Source organism: Bacillus sp. 105MF (assembly GCF_000374885.1).
Taxonomy (GTDB): domain Bacteria; phylum Bacillota; class Bacilli; order Bacillales; family Bacillaceae_G; genus Bacillus_A; species Bacillus_A pseudomycoides.
This window is the reverse complement of the sequence record NZ_KB895565.1, coordinates 110,802-131,415: the sequence shown is the minus strand read 5'-3', so window position 1 is coordinate 131,415 and position 20,614 is coordinate 110,802. Positions and strand designations below refer to the sequence as shown.

The window sequence follows — 20,614 nt, the reverse complement described above, 5'->3', positions numbered from 1 at the left end:
CTTTAAGGTAATACATATACCTTTACTGTTCTAACTCCCCAGTTCCAAACTCCCTGCTTTGAAGGTATAAATACGTCTATTTTATTCCCTTTAATAGCTCCACCAGTATCCCTAGCTCCAGCTGGTCCATATCCCTCTACATATACATTCGAGCCAAGTGGAATAACTGAAGTATCCACAGCAATCACTTTTAAATTTGGATTAGCAGTTAAATCATCCCCCATACTCGTATAAACATGTTCACCGGGCTTTGCACCATTTTCTGCTGGGTCGTTTGAGTATGCTGTTGATCTAACCGTTAGCTCACGCGTATTCCCTATCCATTTTCCACTATCTTTGAAATAATTCATTTTTTCGTCAATCTTATTCCAACCTGTTTTCATCGTTCCACCGGCTGCTTCATCTAAGTAATACCAACTACTCCATTCTTTCAACCAGCCTGTTTTCATCGCTCCACCAGCTACCGCATCCAAGTAATACCAATTCACTCCGTATTTCAACCAACCTGTTTTCATTGCTCCGCTGGCTGCCGCATCCAAGTAGTACCAACTACCACCTGTTTTCAACCAACCTGTCTTCATTGCCCCGCTAACTGCTTCATCCAAGTAATACCAATTTTCTCCGTATTTCAACCAGCCTGTCTTCATTGCCCCGCTAGCTATTTCATCCAAGTAATACCAATTTTCTCCGTATTTCAACCAACCTGTTTTCATCGCTCCGCTGGCTGCCGCATCCAAGTAGTACCAACTACCACCTGTTTTCAACCAGCCTGTCTTCATTGCCCCGCTAGCTACTTCATCCAAGTAATACCAATTTTCTCCGTATTTCAACCAATCTGTTTTCATCGCTCCGCCAGCTGCCGCATCTAAGTAATACCAATTCACTCCGTATTTCAACCAACCTGTTTTCATCACTCCGCCAGCTGCTTCATCTAAGTAATACCAATTAGTTCCTTCTTTCAACCAACCTGTTTTCATCGCTCCGCTGGTTGCTTCATCTAAGTAATACCAATCAGTTCCTTCTTTCAACCAACCTGTTTTCATCGCTCCGCTGGCTGCTTCATCTAGGTAATACCAATTAGTTCCTTCTTTCAACCAACCTGTTTTCATCGCTCCGCCAGCTGCTTCATCTAAGTAATACCAATTAGTTCCTTCTTTTAACCAACCTGTTTTTTTACTACCATTTTCATAATAAAACCATTCACCATTTTCTAATTTCCATCCAGCTTGTTGAGTAGAATCTTGCGTTATGTTATTTGATGTTTCTGCTAAACTAGCAATCGGTTGGAAACCGAAGCCCAGAACCATAGCTAAAGAAAGTGCTGTAATTTGTTTTTTCATAAATTCATTCCTTTTTCCTAAATTTGACCATTGACTAAATTGTCATACTATGTATAAGTATAATTGTTTCTAAGATAAGAATAAGAGTAGTAACAAAAATGTAATAAAAATAAAACAGAATGAAATCCAGATGCAAACTTATTGCATACTGGACTTGATTCTGTTTTATTCCTGCTATCTTCTACCTTTTTTACTAGCTTATAAAACAGGGTTTTTCTATTTATAATTTCTTACTCATCAATACCACCAACACAATAATCCCCACAAACATCGCCACTAAACATCCAATCAGTTTATAAAAACCTCTCTTTGTCAGCGTATTATCTTTCGTAATATCTTTGCGAACGAAGAAATACATGAATAGCATTAAAATAATACTTATACCAAACGCATAAAGAAATTGCATTTTTTCTCCTTCCTATATGTAAGACCTATAATTCATTATTTTCCACTTAATATCTTTTAGATAAAACAACAAACGAAATAAAAACCGTACTAATTGTTAAAGCAGCTAACATATTAAGTAATTCTCCAGCTGTTAATATAATGATTTCTAAATGTAACCCAATTGAAAAAATAATGAAATATATCAATAATGCAAAGAAAGAATAAAACATCCCTTTTTGACGGATTAACTTCATCCTTTCGTCTTTCTCTTTAAATTGTGGGTGAAGATAACTTAAACAAAAGCACATAATCATCATCGATGCTAATGTATAAGTCGGAGTTGGCGGCGCAGAATGTGTCATAAACCCTGCCAATACCATGAATCCACTCATAATTAAAAAAAACATTCCAATAATCAAAAAGTACTTCTGTGAATAATTCATTAATATTCCCCCTTCTCTATCATTCCCGTTCTTTCCCTTCATAAATAAATACATTCTCAATGGTTGTCTGAAATGCTTTCGCAATTTCGAATGCTAAAGGAAGTGATGGATCATATTTTCCTTTTTCAATTGAAATAATCGTCTGTCTAGAAACACCAAGTTTTTCGGCTAACTTCTCTTGAGACAGTCCCAATTTTTTTCTGTATTCTACCATTTTGTTTTCCAAGGAAAATCCCCCTCCTCCTTGAACAGAGTATAAATGTAAAGCAACCTTTACGTCAAGTATCCTTTACATTATTTACATAACTTTTCCAATCCTTCTTACTCCCGCCTTTTCTTTTTGATCACGACTATTGTCATAACTAAAATGGAATCCTATAGAGAGCGAACATCACGATATGTTCCATCTCTAACATATAGTTAACTTTATTTGTATAGATGGTTTTCGTTATATTTATCCCTCTGTAATGAGAAAAATTAATATTGTTATCTGCACTTTATCTTTTTAAAATATTACATTTTTTCTCCTATACGAATGAAGCTGGCTACCCTTTTTAAGCTATTTTCTGCTATATTTGCAAAAACTAACGATTTATGAACCATTTTCAAATCATAATCATCACTTACAAGCAAATTTTTCTTTTTTCCTTTCAATATTTAACACTATTGAAATAAAGTTAACGATAAATTCATAATTTTTCATTTTTTATACTATATCCTGTTATATTGTTGTATAATATTCTTGAAAGCGCTTATTATTTTAATATACATAAATCAAACCATATTTTAACGAAACATTCTTACAATTCATTTTATATTTTCATATGGAAGATTTCGTTCCAAGTGCGGATGTACCAGATGAAATCACCTATTTTTTCCTTAAAATTACTTTATAACATGAAAGATTAACTTGGGTGATAAGTAATTGTGAATGTTTTTTTACAAAACGGATAAGTAATAATGTTTGGTATTATGTAAATTATCGTAATAACATAAGAGTAAAGATAACATTTACATTCATTACTGGTTGATCAATTATGAAAAGAGCAAAATGCATTCTTTCGCATTATGAAAGAAGGATTACATGCATTGGGAGGTTTAAACAAATGACGAGGAAGAATACAACGACAAACCCTTGGGCCAAATTCCATGGTCCGAACCTTGGCTATGTTATTGAACAGTATGATCGTTACGTGACAGGAGAAGGTTCTGTTGATCCGGAATTACAAGAGCTTTTTGAAACTTTTGGAGCTCCTCCATTCCAAGCAGATGTCGTAACAGGGGACAACAAGGAAACAAATTTTTCTCCTCAAAACACAGGAAACATTGAAAAAATTCTTAAAGTCGTTCAACTTGTTGAGCATATCCGTTCATTCGGTCATACATCGGCTCATATTAATCCAATGGAAGAGCCTGCTGATGGACAATCTCTCATCGAGAAAGCAATGAATGAATTGAGCGATGCAGATTTGAAAGCGATTCCAGCTAAAACAGTATGGGCAGATGCACCAAATGATGTTCACACAGCTTTTGATGTAATTAATAGATTAAAAGATGTTTACACAAAATCTTTAGCCTATGAATTCTCGCATATACAAGATAGTGAAGAACGCACGTGGTTGCATCAAATGGTGGAATCAAATTCCCTGCGTCAACCATTAACAAATAAAAAACGAACTGCTCTCTTAAAACGCTTAACAGCTGTTGAAGGTTTCGAGCAATTTTTGCATAAAACATTCGTTGGCCAAAAACGTTTCTCCATCGAAGGCGTTGATATGCTTGTACCTGTACTAGATGAAATTATTTTAGAAGGTGCTAAAGGCGGCGTAAACGATGTCATGATTGGTATGGCTCACCGCGGTCGTCTAAGCGTACTCGCTCATGTATTAGAAAAACCATATAGTCACATGTTCGCAGAATTCAAACATGCAACTATTGAGTCTGATAAATCACAAGATGTAATAAATAGTAGTGTCGGCTGGACTGGCGATGTGAAATACCATTTAGGTAGAGAACAAGTTGTCGGATCTGAAGAAGCTAGCACACGCGTTACATTAGCAAATAACCCAAGTCACCTTGAGTTTGTTAACCCAGTTGTTGAAGGTTATGCACGTGCTGCTCAAGAAGATCGTAAACAAGCTGGTTATCCTGAACAAGACGTTTCAAAATCATTCGTAATTTTAGTTCATGGTGATGCTGCATTCCCTGGGCAAGGTATTGTATCTGAAACATTGAACTTAAGCAGATTGAATGCATACCAAACTGGTGGAACAATTCATGTTATCGCGAATAACGCAATCGGCTTTACGACTGATAGCTATGATTCTCGTTCTACGAAATATTCAAGTGATCTTGCGAAAGGATTCGATATTCCAATCGTTCACGTGAATGCTGATGATCCTGAAGCTTGTCTTGCTGCTGCTAACCTTGCAATTCAATATCGTATGCTGTTCAAAAAAGACTTCTTAATCGATTTAATCGGTTACCGTCGTTACGGTCATAACGAAATGGATGATCCAGCAGTTACGCAACCACAAGTTTATAAAAAAATTAAAAACCATCCAACTGTAAGAGCTTTATATGCAAGCCAATTAGAAGCTGCAGGCGTTCTAAATGCAGATGAGGTTGAAACAATTACTCAGTTTATACAAGAAGAGTTGAAAGCTGAATATGCACAAGTACCACCAGCAGATACAAGTGACGCAGCAATTCATGTTAAAGTTCCAGACGTTGTTGCGAAAGGAATTCAGCCGATTGATACTGGTCTTCCACTTGAAACACTTCGCGCAATTAACGAAGGGCTTTTAACTTGGCCAGAAGGCTTTAACGTATATCCGAAAGTGAAGAAGATTCTTGAGCGCCGTAAAGATGCTCTTGAAGAGAACGGTAAAATTGAATGGGCACTTGCTGAATCTTTAGCATTCGCTTCTATTTTACAAGAAGGTACGCCAATTCGTTTAACTGGTCAAGACTCACAGCGTGGTACGTTCGCACACCGTCATATCGTACTGCATGATACAGAAACAAACGAAACATATTCACCATTACATCGCCTGCCGAATATACGCGCATCGTTCTCTGTTCATAACAGTCCGTTATCAGAAGCTGCTGTTGTCGGCTATGAATACGGTTATAATGTATTCGCTCCAGAAACTTTAGTTATGTGGGAAGCGCAATACGGTGATTTCTCAAATACTGCGCAAGCATTATTTGATCAATATGTTTCATCAGGAAGAGCAAAATGGGGACAAAAATCAGGTCTAGTTCTTCTTTTACCTCATGGTTATGAAGGTCAAGGACCAGAGCACTCTAGTGCACGTCCAGAGCGCTTCTTACAACTAGCTGCAGAAAATAACTGGACTGTTGCAAACTTAACAAGCGCGGCACAATACTTCCATATCTTGCGCCGTCAAGCATCAATCCTTGGTACAGAAGCTGTTCGTCCATTAGTAATCATGACACCAAAAAGCTTATTGCGTCACCCACTTACAGCTTCATCAGGTAGCCAGTTAAGTGAAGGACGTTTCCAACCTGCGTTAGAGCAAGAAAACCTTGGCATAAAACCAAACAAAGTAAAACGTCTTGTCTTAACAACTGGTAAAATGGCAATTGATTTAGCGGCAGAGATTGAATCCGGGAAACATGAGTGCAATTTAGATGAAGTTCATATTGTTCGTATTGAGCAATTGTACCCATTCCCTGCTGAAAAAGTTCAATCTATTATGAAACGCTTTAAAAACTTAGAAGAAATTATTTGGGTACAAGAAGAACCAAGAAACATGGGTGCATGGCATTACATGGCTCCAATTCTGTTTGAACTTGCTGGCGATAAATTAAAAACAGGCTACATTGGACGCCCAGACCGTTCAAGTCCTTCAGGTGGCGATCCACATGCACACCGAGCAGAACAAGAACTTATCGTTGCACACGCATTAGATACAAAGTATAACTTTCGTCAAGATAAACAAGAAATAGAAGTTTATAGCAACTAAAAACGAAATTGATTTGCTCTAGCTCATGCGGGCAGAGTTCCTTACACCCGAGAACGTAAAGAATTTCTGCCCAATCAAGCTGGAAACTTTGAGATTACCGAAGAAAAAAAAGACAAAACACACACCGTTAGGCAAATAAGGGGAGGACATTTAAAATGATCGAAATTAAAGTACCTGAGCTTGCAGAATCTATTTCAGAAGGAACTATCTCACAATGGCTTATCAATGTAGGCGACAAAGTTGAGAAAGGTGGCAGCGTTGTTGAGCTTGAAACGGATAAAGTCAATGTTGAAATCATTGCAGAAGATTCAGGTATTGTATCACAACTACTAGGAGAGCCTGGAGATACAGTTGAAGTTGGCGACATCATTGCAATTTTAGATGCAAACGGCGCTGCAGTAAGTACACCTGCTCCAGCAGCAGCTCCAGAACAACCAAAACAAGAAGTTACTGAAGCACCTAAAGCTGAGGCTCCAAAAACAGCTTTACAAGGTCTTCCAAATACAGATCGCCCTATCGCATCACCTGCTGCTAGAAAAATGGCACGTGAATTAGGAATCGACTTAAATGAAGTACGCAGCACTGATCCACTTGGCCGTGTAAGACCACACGATGTACAAGCACATGCTGCTGCACCAAAAGCAGAGCCAAAACAAGAAAAAACAAGTCCAAAACCAGCTGCAAAAACTGAATTTGAAAAACCAGTTGAGCGCGTAAAAATGTCCCGCCGCCGTCAAACAATTGCAAAACGTCTTGTAGAAGTTCAGCAAACATCTGCAATGTTAACAACATTTAACGAAGTTGATATGACTGCAATCATGGAATTACGTAAAGAACGTAAAGATTCATTCGAGAAAAAACATGATGTTCGTCTTGGCTTTATGTCATTCTTCACAAAAGCAGTTGTTGCAGCGTTAAAACAATTCCCATTGTTAAATGCTGAAATCCAAGGTGACGAGCTTATCATTAAAAAATTCTATGATATCGGAATCGCTGTAGCAGCTCCAGATGGATTAGTTGTTCCAGTTGTACGCGATGCAAACCAATTGAACTTTGCTGAAATCGAAAGCGAAATTCGTGAACTAGGTAAAAAAGCACGCGATAACAAACTTACATTAAAAGAACTACAAGGTGGTACATTTACAATTACAAACGGTGGTGTGTTCGGCTCCCTTATGTCAACACCAATCCTAAACAGCCCACAAGTAGGTATTCTTGGAATGCATAAAATTCAAGTAAGACCAGTTGCAATCGATGCAGAACGTATGGAAAACCGTCCGATGATGTACATTGCTCTATCTTACGACCACCGCATCGTCGATGGTAAAGAAGCAGTTAGCTTCCTTGTTGCTGTTAAAGAGATGCTTGAAGATCCAAAATCATTATTATTAGAAGGTTGATAGACTTTCTAAATCATACTGGCTACATGAAAGAATCGATTGATTCTTTCATGTAGCTTTTTTTATATAAATTAAAAACCGGACATAAACCCTTTCTTTTTAGGGGGAAGAGAGCATCCGGCCATGCATAGAAGCGATCAGATCCCCTTCCTGCCCAATGTCAACAAATGAAAACAAGTAGCGGTCCCCTTTTCTTCTTCGTAGCAGCGACTTATATATCGAAAAATCAAAATGAGTTTATATATTACACGGATACGCTAAAATACTAATAATCTTTTAGAACTCATAAAGGACAACTCACAATACATACACTGATAACGTATGTCTAGAACAAATTTACTGATAAGGAGGAACACAATGAGTACTCTCACAGCTTCCACAAAGCTAAAAATGAACAAGGATACCTTTTTCCTCCCCGACTCAAACGGGGGTGTCTATTTTCGAAACAACTCCAGTTCATTCCGAATGCAAGGTAATGGTATCTATGAATGGATTGAAAAATTAATGCCTATGTTTAATGGAGAACATACTTTGGAAGAACTAACAAGCGGACTCCCCCTCTCTTATCAAAATAGAGTTTTTGAACTTGGAGAACTTTTGCACGAAAATGGTTTTGTACGTGATGTAAGTCAAGATTCCCCTCACCAGTTAGAGGATGCCTTACTTGAGAGATACGCATCGCAAATCGATTTTTTAGAGACTTCCTCTCATTCAGGTGCCTTGAAATTTCAAATGTATCGACAAGCGAAGGTCTTAGCAATTGGATCTGGCTCTATTTTCACTTCATTAGTTTATTCTTTACTTGAATCTGGTTTACCTGAGTTTCACTGTCTTATTACCGACTCTACCGCAACAAATCGCTCTCGATTAATTGAGATTGTACAAAAAGCCCATGATGCTGATCAAAATGTACTTGTTCAAGAAATAGATACAACGATAGATCGTTCCTTGCAGGAAATTTTCCAACATTTTGATTGGATTCTATATGTATCTCAAAATGGAAATATTGAAAAATTAAGAGCGATCCACGCGATTTGTAGAGAAGAAAAGAAAAACTTTCTTCCTGCTTTATGTTTGGAGCAAGTAGGCTTAGCTGGTCCTGTCATTACTACAGAATCTGAAGAATGCTGGGAATCTGCATGGCGACGCGTACATGAGACTGCCCTTCAAAAAGATCAACTATTAGAGCCTTTCTCTCCAATCGCTGGGGCTATGTTAGCAAACATTATCGTTTTTGAGTTATTCAAAAATATTACAGGCGCTTCAAATAGAGAGCAAAATAAACAATTCTTTTTACTAAATTTTGAAACGCTAGAAGGCAGCTGGCACACTTTCATCAAACACCCACTTATAACAACAAAAAACTTTACAATAGAAACGATACAAGACATTGATGAAACTCTCAAAAGACATTCAAACCAAAGCCCTTCGAATGAACTTTTTCGCTTTTTTGACCAATTAACCTCAAACAAATCTGGAATTTTTCACATATGGGATGAACAAGACCTAAAACAATTACCGTTATCTCAGTGCTATGCTCAAGTTCCGAATCCATTATCAGAAGGACCTACTACGCTCCTGCCTACCATAATTTGCGGCGGATTGACTCATGATGAAGCACGCCGCGAAGCAGGTCTAACCGGAATTGAAACATATGTAACTCAAATGGTTCATTTCCTTATTCCTGAACAAGATGAATTCATTGGAATTGGGGCTGGGGAAACAATGTTAGAGGGCGTGTACCGTGCACTACAAAATCATTTAACACACACATTACAAACGAGGCAGTTGACCAAAACAGAAGAAATTACACAACTACAATTAACAGAGATTCACGACAAACACTGCCAATTTTATTTACGTGCACTCTCCGCGATACATGGGGAACCAATGGTAGGAATTGGTGAAGAGGTGCTAGGTTTTCCTGTGGTTTGGATCGGTGTACACAACCAGTGGTACGGTAGTACTGACTTAAATATAACATTAGCACTAAGAAATGCATTACAACAAGCACTACTTCATGTCCAAAATCAAGAAGTTCCCTATAAATCCAATATATTATTGGACTCCTCTATCCTTTTACACAGTGCAGAATCGTTTAGGGTTGAAATACAAAAAGAAGAAGAAATGCCACAATTAGAATCCTTGCAATTAGCCTTACAAAATTTAAAAGAGCATAAACTTCATCCCTTCGTCCTCGACCTAGCAATTGAACCCTTTTTAAAAGAAGGATTAGGCGGTGTAGTTGGTGTGGTAATCAAAGAGGAGGTAGAATGATGAATCGAAAAATATTAATCATAGGAGATGGCATACTAGCAGACTATGTAAATCAACAATTATCCGCTCACTATCCAATTATTCATCAACATACACTTGAAGAAAAACTCCCAGAAAATATCTATCTTGCTCTCGTATTACACGATGGTTCTCCTCCCTCTATACATCATGAAGCTGAAGAAATATTTCGCTCCGCTAACATTCCATGGCTTCGGGGCTTTACTTCATTTGGTGAGGGTATCATTGGTCCTTATGTTAGACCCGATAAGGCAGGGTGCTCCCATTGTGCTGATGCACGGCGTTTCATAGCTGGCTTTGACCAAAAAGAAATGTGGGAGCTACAGCGGAAATATTCCTTAAAAACAGATGATGCCATACAGCGAGATGTATGTGCAACGCAAACTGGGTTACTACAAATGTGTCAGCTTATTCATGCTGAAACAGAGAAGATAGTAACAAAAGGGCATACCTCTTTAGCTGAAGAACTAGTTTTACTTAACATGCAAACCTTTCAATGTTCACGTCATTCATTTCTTCCTGATCCTCTATGCCCAATGTGTAGCACATTACCTGATGACACTGCAACGGATGCCTACATTTCACTCCAGTCAAGTTTTAAAACTGGCAATGAAAGTTATCGTTGTCGTTCTATTGAAGATTTAAATACATTTTTGACTAAAGATTATTTAGATTATCGGACTGGACTTTTAAATGGGAAAATGCAGCATTCCTTATTACCATTTGCTGATGTTATTGTAAATATGCCGTTACTTTTAGGAAATGAAGGAGTTGCAGGCCGAACACATTCATTCAGGGCGAGCGAAGCAACTGCTATTTTAGAAGGGTTAGAGAGATATTGTGGAATGACCCCTCGCGGGAAACGGACAAATGTTCATGGTAGCTACCGAGAGTTAGAAGATACAGCCATCAATCCTCTCACAATCGGTGTACATACAGATGAACATTATAAAAAAACAGATTTCCCATTTAAACCGTTTGATCCTGATTATCCTCAAGACTGGGTATGGGGGTATTCTTTATCACAAAATCGTCCCATCTTAGTTCCAGAATCGATTGCATATTATAGCCTAGGACACAGGGACGCTTTTGTTTATGAAACTTCAAACGGCTGTGCAATTGGAGGTAGTTTAGAAGAAGCGATTTTCCATGGCATTTTAGAAATAGTCGAACGCGATGCTTTCTTGCTAACTTGGTATGCACAATTACCACTTCCCCGCCTTGATCTAGCTTCTGCGGACGATGTGGAATTACAATTGATGATTGAACGAATGCGCACGATCACAGGCTATGATTTACATGTTTTTGATGCAACGATGGAGCATGGTATTCCAAGTATATGGGCAATTGCAAAAAATACAAAACAAGATGGAATGAATCTCGTCTGTGCAGGTGGTGCCCACATGGAACCAATGCGAGCTGTTAAAAATGCTATCCATGAATTAGCAGGTATGTTACTTACAATGGATGAAAAATTTGAAGCAAGTAAACAAAAATACGAACAATGTTTACGGGATCCCTATCTTGTCATCCAAATGGATGATCATAGTATGGTATATGGTTTACCAGAAGCCGAAGAACGCCTTCAATTTTTATTGAATGACAATCGGTCTGTACAAACATTTCAACAAATGAATCAGTTAAGATCTATCGATAGGGATCTAACTTCGGATCTTCGCCATCTTTTAGATCGACTACATCACTCAGGCCTTGAAGTCATCGTCATTGACCAAACTGTTCCTCTCATACGAAAGAACGGATTATATTGTGTGAAAGTACTAATTCCTGGTATGTTGCCAATGACATTTGGACATCAACTTACTCGCACAACAGGACTACAAAGAGTACTTACCGTACCACTGGAACTTGGATATACCAATGAGCCACTTACATTTGAACAACTTAATCCACATCCTCATCCGTTTCCATAAGTCACAATAAGGAGGTAGATTGATGCAACTAGAAACATTTCTACACAATTTGCATTTTTCCATTTATGAAATCATGCCCCAAGACAAGGAAATTAACTGGGCTGATGCCCCCCTTCCCTATAAACTATACCGTAATCTACCTGTCATTCCTCTTTCTCTAGAGGTACCGCTAACATTGCGAAATCAAAATTTGTCTAAAGAACCTACTCTCGAGCAAATCGGACATTGTCTCTGGTATACATTTGGCCTAACTCAATTGTGCCAGCCTTCCCTCGGCTTAGAAGAACAAAATACAACAAATATATACCGAAGATTTATTCCTTCTGGAGGAGCTCTATATCCAAATGAATTATATTTGTATTTAAAAATGAATCATTGTCCACAGGGAATCTATCATTATGACGCAGCACATCATCGTCTCGTATTACTACGTGAAGGAAATTTTGACTCTTATCTCACGGAGGCACTTGGAAATCGCTGCAATCTATCTGCTTGTTTTGGCACCGCCTTTGTATCAACAATGTTTTGGAAAAATTTCTTTAAATATAATAACTTTTCCTACCGTCTCCAAGGTCTAGATACTGGCGTCCTCATCGGCCAATTATTAGAAGTCTCTAAACAATTCGGCTATACATCTGGTGTATATTTTCAATTTCTTGATAGAGCCATTAATCATTTACTCGGACTATCGGAGCAAGAAGAAAGCGTGTATGCAGTTATCCCATTATCTAACCAACCTGCAGAAGAATGGTTTCATCCAAATAATACAGACGCAAACGTTACTTCTTATGAACTCTCACAGCAGCTTCCTATTTTAGAGCATGAACATTTTGTTCGCTCAAAGAACTTTACTGATCACCCTCTAATAACAACAATGAATGCAGCATCTATGCTAGATTCAACTAAACAATTTCGAACTGTGACAGAAGAGGCAACTGTTCCACATCACACACAAACTTTGACACTCCCCAGAGTAGAGCGATTATCATACGATTTCGCAACAGCTTGTCAAAAACGTTATTCACCTGATTTAGATTTTGTCTTAAGGAAAATAAGCGATGCGCAACTAGCTACTTTACTTCAAGAAGCAACTCTTTCCTTTCCTTATCAAAATGATTTAGATGGAACACATATAAAGACAAAATCACGCGTCTCACTATACGGATGCTTTTATAACGTAGACGGTTTGCCAAATGGTGCCTATTCCTACGACAGTAATGCTCATACATTAGAAAAAATTCAATTAGGAGATCTCCGCTATCCTTTACAATCCGGTATGACAATGGACAATGTAAATCTCTTTCAAGTACCACTCTGTTTACATGTAATAGGAAATAAAGATTATTTAAAAAACGATTTAGGTTATAGAGGATATCGAATTCAACAAATGGAAGCTGGAATGCTCGTCCAAAAACTCGTCTTAGCAGCCTCAGCTATGGATATGGGAGGTCACCCGCTCTTAGGATTTGATGCAAACTTATGTGATAAACTGTATGAAACTGATACAAAAAGAAAAACGACCCTTATTCAAATTCCAGTTGGTCCCTATCGCCATCGCACTTGGTTAAAAGGATATTTGCATAGCTAAAAACACGCCCTGCGCTCAGTACACTGTGCTAGCAAAGGGCGTGTTTTTGAAGGGATTTTATATACATCCATTTTGATTTTTCAACATGTAAATTGCTGCTACGAAGAACAAAAGGTACCTTATACTCGCTTTCTCCCTCTGTTTTCACTTGGCATCTTCTATGCATGGCTGGATGCTCTCTCCTACCTAAAAAGAAGGGTTTTGTCGTTTTTAATTTAGATTTATATAAGACCTGCTTTCACTACTAAATTACTTTAAAGATACTCTTAATCTGTCTTGCAAACAACCAATTCTTCGTTCCGCAGTTATCATTTAAACTATCTAGCATAATAGAATTCCCATTAGAGAACTTCAACTCTAATGTTGTATTTTTATCATTTGTTTTTAGGCTTATATCTGTAATATTCTCATACTTTAATTTTTCAACTCTAATATACTCTTCTTGCACCTGACCAATGACAACATGATCTTGGAAAAAGAAGAACACTTCCGCTTTTTTTCCAAAGCAAAATACATTTTTCGGGTAAATTAATGTAGCGTTATCAATCGCAATGCATAGTTCCTTTATTTCTTGGACAATTTCTCCAAAGTCCTCCTCATGTCTTGCGTTTGACTCTGCAATCCACTCTTCTACTGTTCTCATATTTATTGCCATTTCTTATCCTCCATCATCATTCATTACTAGCTTGTTTCTATCATATTTTTATGTATGTAAAAAATAAATACTATATGAAAATATAATAGATACGTACTACATTTTTCAAGGACAAATATGATTTTATATATCTTTTTTATAATTCGGTGTTTTCGAAATAAAAAAATAGCACTTCTATAAGAAGTACTATTCCGCTCGCCGCGCTGCTTGTTGAACTGGATCCCAAACACTGTTATATGGCGGTGCATAACTTAAATCGACATCTTCTAAATCATGAATGCTCATTTTATGAAAGAGCGCCATTGCAATAACATCGATTCGTTTATCCACGCCTTCTTCTCCGATCACTTGTCCGCCTAATAGTTGTTTTGTATCAGAACGATACACTAATTTCACATAAAGCGGCGTTGCATTTGGATAATATCCAGCCATACTTGTTGTATCTACTTTCACCGTTTTATATGGTATTTTCAATCCGCTTGCTTCTTTTTCACTTAAACCCGTTCTCGCTAAAATGAGTCTCATAAATTTAATAATGCTCGTACCGAGAGTGCCTTTAAATGCTCTTCGTTTATCAATCATATTCAATCCTGCAAGACGCCCTTGCTTATTTGCAGTTGTACCGATTGGAATATGATCATGCGTTTCTTTTATGATGTGATAATGCGTTGCACAATCTCCTGCTGCATAGATATCTTCCACATTCGTTTGCATATAAGCATTTACTTCTATAGCCCCTTTTTTGTTCGTGCGAATCGCTGTTCCGTTAACAAACTCTGTGTTTGGCTGCACGCCAACTGATACTAGAACGAGATCCGTTTTATACGTTCCTTTATCTGTTTCAACAAATTCAACTTTCTCTTTCCCCTTAAATGCTTTTACATTTTCATTTGTTAAAATTTCAATATTATATTTTGCTGCTTCTTCATGTATATATGCTGCCATATCGGCATCATATATTGTGCCAATATGTTCATTTCGCTCAATCATTCGCACCTTTTTCCCAAGCTCTACAAATGTTTCAGCCATTTCAAGACCAATTGCCCCGCCGCCAATAATGGTTACTTGCTCAACATTCTGTTCCTGTAACGTCTCCAATATTCTATGGGCATCCGGAATTGTTTTTAAAAGATGAACACCTTGCAGGTTGTTTCCTTCCCAGTCCGGCATAACAGGTCTAACTCCTGTCGCAATTAGTAAGCGATCATATTTATATTGAAATGCCTCGTTTTCACTTGTATGTATACCATGCACAATTTTGTTTTCAGTATCAATTTTCGTTACTTCATGGTGTGTTTTCGCATCAATTCCATACTTATCACGAAATGTGCTAATGTCTCGTGCAATTAATTTTTCAGTAGAAGCAATCACACCGCTAATAACGTACGGAAGTCCACACTGCGCATATGAATATATTTCACCTTTTTCTAACGTTACAACTTTTGCTTCTTTATCATTTCTAATAATTTGCATAGCCGCACTCATGCCAGCTGCATCTCCGCCAATGATTACATAGTTCACCAAATCACTCCTTTGTACAGTCTCTATCGTTTACATTCTCCAGATTCACTGTAAATAAATCCTTTTTTCTATAAGTAGCTTATACAAAGTATATGTTTTCTCCCTTTTGTTTATAAATGAAACCACTTCGTCCAAATATAATAACGCATACCTTTGTATATACATTTTGATTTTCCAACATATAAGTCGCGGCTATACATACAAAAAGAGCCTTGCACTCATTTTCTCCCTTTGTTTTCATATAGCATGGGGCTCAAAAAGGCTCTGACCGCTTCTTTGCTTGGCCGGATCCTCTCTCACACCTAAAAAGAATGGTTTTCTATCAGTTTTTCAATTTATATTCATATATTTTTAAACATCCTTTGAGCACTATAGGTAAAGCGTCGTGTCCCATAAACCTAATTATTAATATGCTATAACAATCGCAATGGAAAGTAGGTGAAAAGAATCAATGTGCAGTAATTTTCTTATCTCTACTCCTGCTGAACCCAAAGTTGTCCAACCGCTGGAACAGGAATTCAGTATTAGTTCAACACTTTACGATGCACAGGCTTGGTCGGCTGATAGCGATACCTTTTTTCAAGAAATTTGGAAATCTACCCTGTTTGCATCCACCTCTCAGCCTGACGATGCTGTCTATCCACTTGGTATTCTAAAGATTATCAACCTCTCTTACGACACAATAACAGTTATAACATCAAAAAAATTAAACAGTAGACTGGAGATTACAGTTCCACCGAATTCCGAAGCCATACTTTCTTCCAGTTCTTTAGCCGATGTCCAGGCTAGTACAAGTGGCAGAGCAAGCAGAGTCAACTTTCTCTTTCATATCTTTTTCTCTCGCGAACCAGCTAGAACTTCCCTCATGCCATTACAGAAATAACAAAAAGGTAATCTTGCCTTTAAATTCTTCTATATTTTTCAACCGGAATAATGTAATCATTACCATGACACATAAAAGGATTTGTTACATGAAATGCAAACACATAAAGTGAAACTTTAATCAGTGGGGATTTTCTTCATCCCCCACTGATTATTAGCCCTCACCAATCGGGCTTTTACGGGCAGTTGGTCCCCCACCTATCTTCCTCGTTTCTCTCTAAATCTTGAGGTGGGGGTCTTACTGCCCGTTAATGCGGGATAAATAAAAAAGGTACATCACCATTATCGCTGATGTACCTTTCATTTCTACAACATAAAAAGTGATAATGCCTACTCCTTTGTCTTTATAAGCTCAATATTATACGTCTCCACATCATTCAACTCTCCTGTATAATACGGATTTTCACGATACCACGACTGCTTTAAAAAGTATAATTGCATACCTTTCGTTTGAAAAACATGCCCATGCCGAGCATATATTTCATTTCTCGCGATCCGCAATTGTTCTTTTGTTAGGGACTGCAGCTCTACACTTGTTAACTTACGAATATGACTATCAGGAAAGAAAAATCCGTTATATACATATTTTGTTGTCACAGTTGATGAAGAAGAAAAGGTTTCTTGTTTTTCAGGCGTCTTCTGAAACGAAAGTGTATAATATTGACTTGTCGATATATTTTCCACCTTTGTTTGTTCTTTTCCATTTGCACCTTCTTTTTCTAAATAAATAGAGACGCTCCCATCCGTAGCTACCGGTCCCCACTTAAATTCTTCCCCTGTCAGTGTCGTAATCGGTTTCTGGTTCGCATATAATGTTGCTCCCGCTACATTTGTTTGAATGGTAATGTAGTGACCTTTTAACGATAAGTCAACTGTTACATTATTTTGATTTTGTTTCATAAGTACAACCTTTTCTTCACGCGCTAGCTTCACATAATCATTTTTAAACTCTGATTGAAACGTTTGAATACCTGGGAAAAATGGTCCATATTGCTTTTCAAACATTTTATCAGCTGTCTTACCTAACTCTTTTCCATTTATTTTTAACAGCGCATCTTTTTCATTCGTAAGGAGCGTTGCATAATAGGTTTTTGCTTTCAATTTATATCGATCAAATAGAAAGAGGTATTTTCCATCCTTAGTTAATACAAAATCTACTTTTTCTACATCATTTTGCTTCTTCTTTTGCTGTTGTATAGAAGCTTTTAAATCATTAACATAGGACGGATATTCTTTTATATACGAAAACAACGGTCTTACACTCTCTTTATCTACTACAAATTGTGGGTCATCTGTTGTAACAATATCAATGAATTTTCCCGTAGCTCTGTCTTGTAAAATCGTAACCATTCTATCAATTTGTGCTTCTGCAGAATAATACTTTGTTCCATACAGGTACGCTCCGCCAAAACCGACAATAAAAAGAATCACAAGCCCAATCCATATCTTCTTCCCCTTGCTCATTTTCTTTCGTATCTGTGGTTCCTTTTCGTTCCCTACTCGCTGGTGCTCATCTCTTCTAGCCCCACACTTTTGACAAAATTGCACGCCATTCTCTAACTGTGCACCGCACTTTACACAAACATTCATCCATTCATCCACCTTTTCATTAGAAGTTTGTTAAACCTCCAGTTAAGGTATCAAGTATTGTTTTTATATAGGACCAAAGCACAATCCAGCTCGCAATTGAAATCAAAATATTTGCGATAATAAGTGTATACACTGGATCTAATCCACCTCTGTCTAACTTTAATATTGAAACAATTGTGCAAATCGTCATCCCTGTTACAGCGAATCCTAAAAATAGTGGAGATAGGAAGCCTAACAAAAAGCTAAATAACAATGCAAGAATAAGTATAGCGACAACCGGTGTTGAAATTGTTCCCCATACCCCTAATGCTTCTAAAAAAGAAAAAGATGATTTCATGAGCCTTCCACTTACAAAAATTACACCCCCAACAAATAGAAATAAAATTAATAAAAATAAAAAGACCTTAGCTGATTCCCCCAAAAAAGAAGGCTGTTCTTCAGGTACAAATCCAGCCCTACTTATAATTCCAGTTGCAATTGATGCCGTTGCACTCATCAGCCGGTAAAACATACAAGCAAAAAAGAAACAAATAAGAACAAGACTTGTAATCCCATTCCTTACCTCAATATGTCCACTTTTCATAATTGCTGTTGGAGCTTTTAATGCATTCTTAAAAAACTGAAAGTAATCACTTGCAAATTGCTTTGCTTGCTCTACCGTTTCATTCGAACGGTTTTCCTGTACAGGTGCTGGTTGGGACAACTGCTGTTCTCCCTGTTCTGCATGATGCTCTACAGCTTGCTCCATAAGTGAATGTCCACAATTACCACAGAATTTCACTTCACTTGCATGCTCAGTTTTACACTCTGGACACATCATCTTACCATCTCCCTTGCATGTATCTTCTAAGCTGCTACAAATTCAATATATGTATAAGGACAGAAAACATGCCTACAAGAAAAAGCTATATATGCTATACATTTCCACCCTATCTATTCTAGTAATCTATTCACAAAGTGGTATGATAAACAGTAGTAAAATACATAGATTGGATGAAGAATATGGAACTAGCATACTCAATTTTTCATATATTCCTTACAAGCTTAATACAATTATTTTCATTACTTGGTGTTATCATTTTAGTTGGTTTTCTATTAGGATATTTAGAATCTCTTACACGAACGTATTGGACGAGGGCTTTTGGTAGAAAAGGATTTCTTTTATCAGCTTGGATTGGTGTTCCTATTCATGAATTAGGACATGCGATTATGTGTGTCGTATTTAGGCATCAAATTGTGGCAATGCAGCTCTTTCCAACCAATACAAATAACGGTTATTTAGGTTATGTCAGGCATCAATATAATCAAAGAAGTATATATCAACGAATAGGAAATTTCTTCATCGGAATTGCTCCTATTTTCTCGGGAATGGCCGCCTTGATCCTTCTTATGTATTATTTCGTACCACAATCTTATTCGGTCTTTATACATGCTCTTGAAACAAATACTCAAACCGCTTCTATCAATATCGATATGTTACAAAATATTTTATTATCAGCCATTCTCTTATTAAAAAGTCTCTTTACAGTTAGCAACTTATTTAATCCTTTGTTTTGGCTTTTTCTTTTTATCGCGATTTGTATCTCTGCACATATTGCCTTGAGCAAGCCGGATATAGAGGGCTCATTAGATGGAATCATCACTATGTTCATTCTCCTATTTCTGTTTAATAGCATAGCAAGGCTTTTTCATTATGACAGTAATCAGCTAATAGGAAATGTAGTGAAATACAATACGTACTTACTCGCTTTCTCTAGCATAGCCATACTATTTTCATGTATCGCTGTATTCATCAGCTTTATTTGCCACAAAATTAAAACAGCTAGTTCGAGATGAACTAGCTGTTTTAATTAATTTTTGCTCTTATAGTTGCAATGCTCCACCGGAATCCGCGCATGTCCCTCTTCGTCTGTACACCAAGACTGCGACTGAAATGCGAGGAAAATGCCAACCCATTGCTGCTTTTTCTCAAAATGGATGAATAGGCCACCATCTTGCCATGTGCCATCATCCCCTTGCCACTTCTCCACATTTCCTTGATTCATATGAATATCATGTATCCCATTACCAGGTTTAAAATGAAAATATCGATCAGGTGTATCATTTTCTGGACCCCATCGTTCTCCAAATGCATAAATAATTGCCTTTTCCTCTATCGCTCGTTTCATATAATGTTCTATTTTTTCATTTAAATCATTGTCAGCTCCCGATTTTTCTGGCGGCAAAGGAATCATCTGTTTTGATTCAAATAAATTTCCCCGCACATAATCTAAAGCCACCTTTGGTTCATTATTTTTCACTTCTGTAAAACCAAAAGGTAATGTCGGTAAAATCGTAATAGCTTCTGATTTAATATTTTCACTTGCAAAATATAGTACTTCTGATGGATAACTCTGCGATTTCACATTAATTGCAATCCGGTAATCTACTCCTGATTCATCTTGCAAATGAACTTGATAATGAGGTGTTTTCCCTTTTCCAATCATAGATTGTAGTGCGATACCTTTTAAAACGCCGTAGTTTTTTAAGGGCATGGGATCATCTCCTCTTCATGTAATGGAAACACTTGTTCTTTTATAAATTATCCACT

Annotated in this window: 16 protein-coding genes; 7 read left to right on the top strand and 9 right to left on the bottom strand. The window is 37.3% G+C overall.

Features of this window, described 5'->3' with window-relative positions:
- Positions 1–2 precede the first annotated feature (2 nt).
- The 4 genes from C564_RS38005 to C564_RS0100620 all read right to left on the bottom strand — a co-directional run bounded on the left by C564_RS38005 (position 3) and on the right by C564_RS0100620 (position 2,396).
- Entirely contained in the window at positions 3–1,340 is a 1,338-nt protein-coding gene (locus tag C564_RS38005; protein WP_018764078.1) for a 3D domain-containing protein, read from the bottom strand.
- Positions 1,341–1,560: 220 nt separating this feature from the next.
- Positions 1,561–1,746 carry a DUF3976 domain-containing protein gene (locus C564_RS0100630; protein WP_018764077.1) on the bottom strand — a complete coding sequence of 62 codons (186 nt, stop codon included), beginning with the start codon at positions 1,744–1,746 and terminating at the stop codon, positions 1,561–1,563.
- Between the two features lie 46 nt (positions 1,747–1,792).
- Positions 1,793–2,170: a hypothetical protein gene (locus C564_RS0100625; RefSeq protein WP_018764076.1), complete on the bottom strand. Its 378-nt coding sequence runs from the start codon at positions 2,168–2,170 to the stop codon at positions 1,793–1,795.
- Between the two features lie 19 nt (positions 2,171–2,189).
- Entirely contained in the window at positions 2,190–2,396 is a 207-nt protein-coding gene (locus tag C564_RS0100620) for a helix-turn-helix transcriptional regulator (protein WP_018764075.1), read from the bottom strand.
- Positions 2,397–3,276: 880 nt separating this feature from the next.
- On the opposite strand from C564_RS0100620, the gene C564_RS0100610 reads away from it, so the two are divergent.
- The 5 genes from C564_RS0100610 (at position 3,277) to C564_RS0100590 (ending at position 13,376) form a co-directional block, all read left to right on the top strand.
- A complete protein-coding gene (locus C564_RS0100610) occupies positions 3,277–6,162 on the top strand; it encodes a 2-oxoglutarate dehydrogenase E1 component (RefSeq protein WP_018764074.1) in 2,886 nt (961 codons plus the stop codon).
- 155 nt (positions 6,163–6,317) lie between these two features.
- The gene (gene odhB, locus C564_RS0100605) at positions 6,318–7,562 is read left to right on the top strand and encodes a 2-oxoglutarate dehydrogenase complex dihydrolipoyllysine-residue succinyltransferase (RefSeq protein WP_006094002.1); all 1,245 of its coding nucleotides are present in this window, start codon (positions 6,318–6,320) and stop codon (positions 7,560–7,562) included.
- 357 nt (positions 7,563–7,919) lie between these two features.
- A complete protein-coding gene (locus C564_RS0100600) occupies positions 7,920–9,839 on the top strand; it encodes a putative thiazole-containing bacteriocin maturation protein (RefSeq protein ID WP_018764073.1) in 1,920 nt (639 codons plus the stop codon).
- The gene (locus tag C564_RS0100595) at positions 9,839–11,788 is read left to right on the top strand and encodes a TOMM precursor leader peptide-binding protein (RefSeq protein ID WP_018764072.1); all 1,950 of its coding nucleotides are present in this window, start codon (positions 9,839–9,841) and stop codon (positions 11,786–11,788) included. Before C564_RS0100600 ends, C564_RS0100595 begins: the two co-directional genes overlap by 1 nt.
- Positions 11,789–11,810: 22 nt before the next feature.
- On the top strand, positions 11,811–13,376 hold the full coding sequence (locus C564_RS0100590; protein ID WP_018764071.1) for a SagB family peptide dehydrogenase: 1,566 nt from the start codon (positions 11,811–11,813) through the stop codon (positions 13,374–13,376).
- Positions 13,377–13,620: 244 nt separating this feature from the next.
- Here the strand turns inward: C564_RS0100590 and C564_RS0100585 are convergent, their stop codons facing one another.
- Positions 13,621–14,031: a DUF3908 family protein gene (locus C564_RS0100585; protein ID WP_018764070.1), complete on the bottom strand. Its 411-nt coding sequence runs from the start codon at positions 14,029–14,031 to the stop codon at positions 13,621–13,623.
- 186 nt (positions 14,032–14,217) lie between these two features.
- Entirely contained in the window at positions 14,218–15,552 is a 1,335-nt protein-coding gene (locus C564_RS0100580) for an FAD-dependent oxidoreductase (RefSeq protein ID WP_018764069.1), read from the bottom strand.
- Between the two features lie 451 nt (positions 15,553–16,003).
- Here C564_RS0100580 and C564_RS0100575 point away from each other — a divergent pair, with 451 nt between their 5' ends.
- Positions 16,004–16,435 (top strand): hypothetical protein, encoded by a 432-nt coding sequence (locus tag C564_RS0100575; protein WP_018764068.1) that lies wholly within the window; start codon positions 16,004–16,006, stop codon positions 16,433–16,435.
- A gap of 329 nt (positions 16,436–16,764) precedes the next feature.
- On the opposite strand, the gene C564_RS0100570 is transcribed toward C564_RS0100575, so the two are convergent.
- Positions 16,765–18,024, bottom strand: coding sequence for a TcaA 3rd/4th domain-containing protein (locus C564_RS0100570; RefSeq protein WP_018764067.1), 1,260 nt, complete (start codon positions 18,022–18,024; stop codon positions 16,765–16,767).
- Positions 18,025–18,043: 19 nt separating this feature from the next.
- Complete coding sequence (locus tag C564_RS0100565) at positions 18,044–18,844, bottom strand: zinc ribbon domain-containing protein (protein ID WP_018764066.1); 801 nt, start codon at positions 18,842–18,844, stop codon at positions 18,044–18,046.
- A gap of 182 nt (positions 18,845–19,026) precedes the next feature.
- Here C564_RS0100565 and C564_RS0100560 point away from each other — a divergent pair, with 182 nt between their 5' ends.
- Positions 19,027–19,860 (top strand): hypothetical protein, encoded by an 834-nt coding sequence (locus C564_RS0100560; RefSeq protein ID WP_018764065.1) that lies wholly within the window; start codon positions 19,027–19,029, stop codon positions 19,858–19,860.
- Between the two features lie 14 nt (positions 19,861–19,874).
- On the opposite strand, the gene C564_RS0100555 is transcribed toward C564_RS0100560, so the two are convergent.
- The gene (locus C564_RS0100555) at positions 19,875–20,558 is read right to left on the bottom strand and encodes a DUF2278 family protein (RefSeq protein WP_018764064.1); all 684 of its coding nucleotides are present in this window, start codon (positions 20,556–20,558) and stop codon (positions 19,875–19,877) included.
- Positions 20,559–20,614 lie beyond the last annotated feature (56 nt).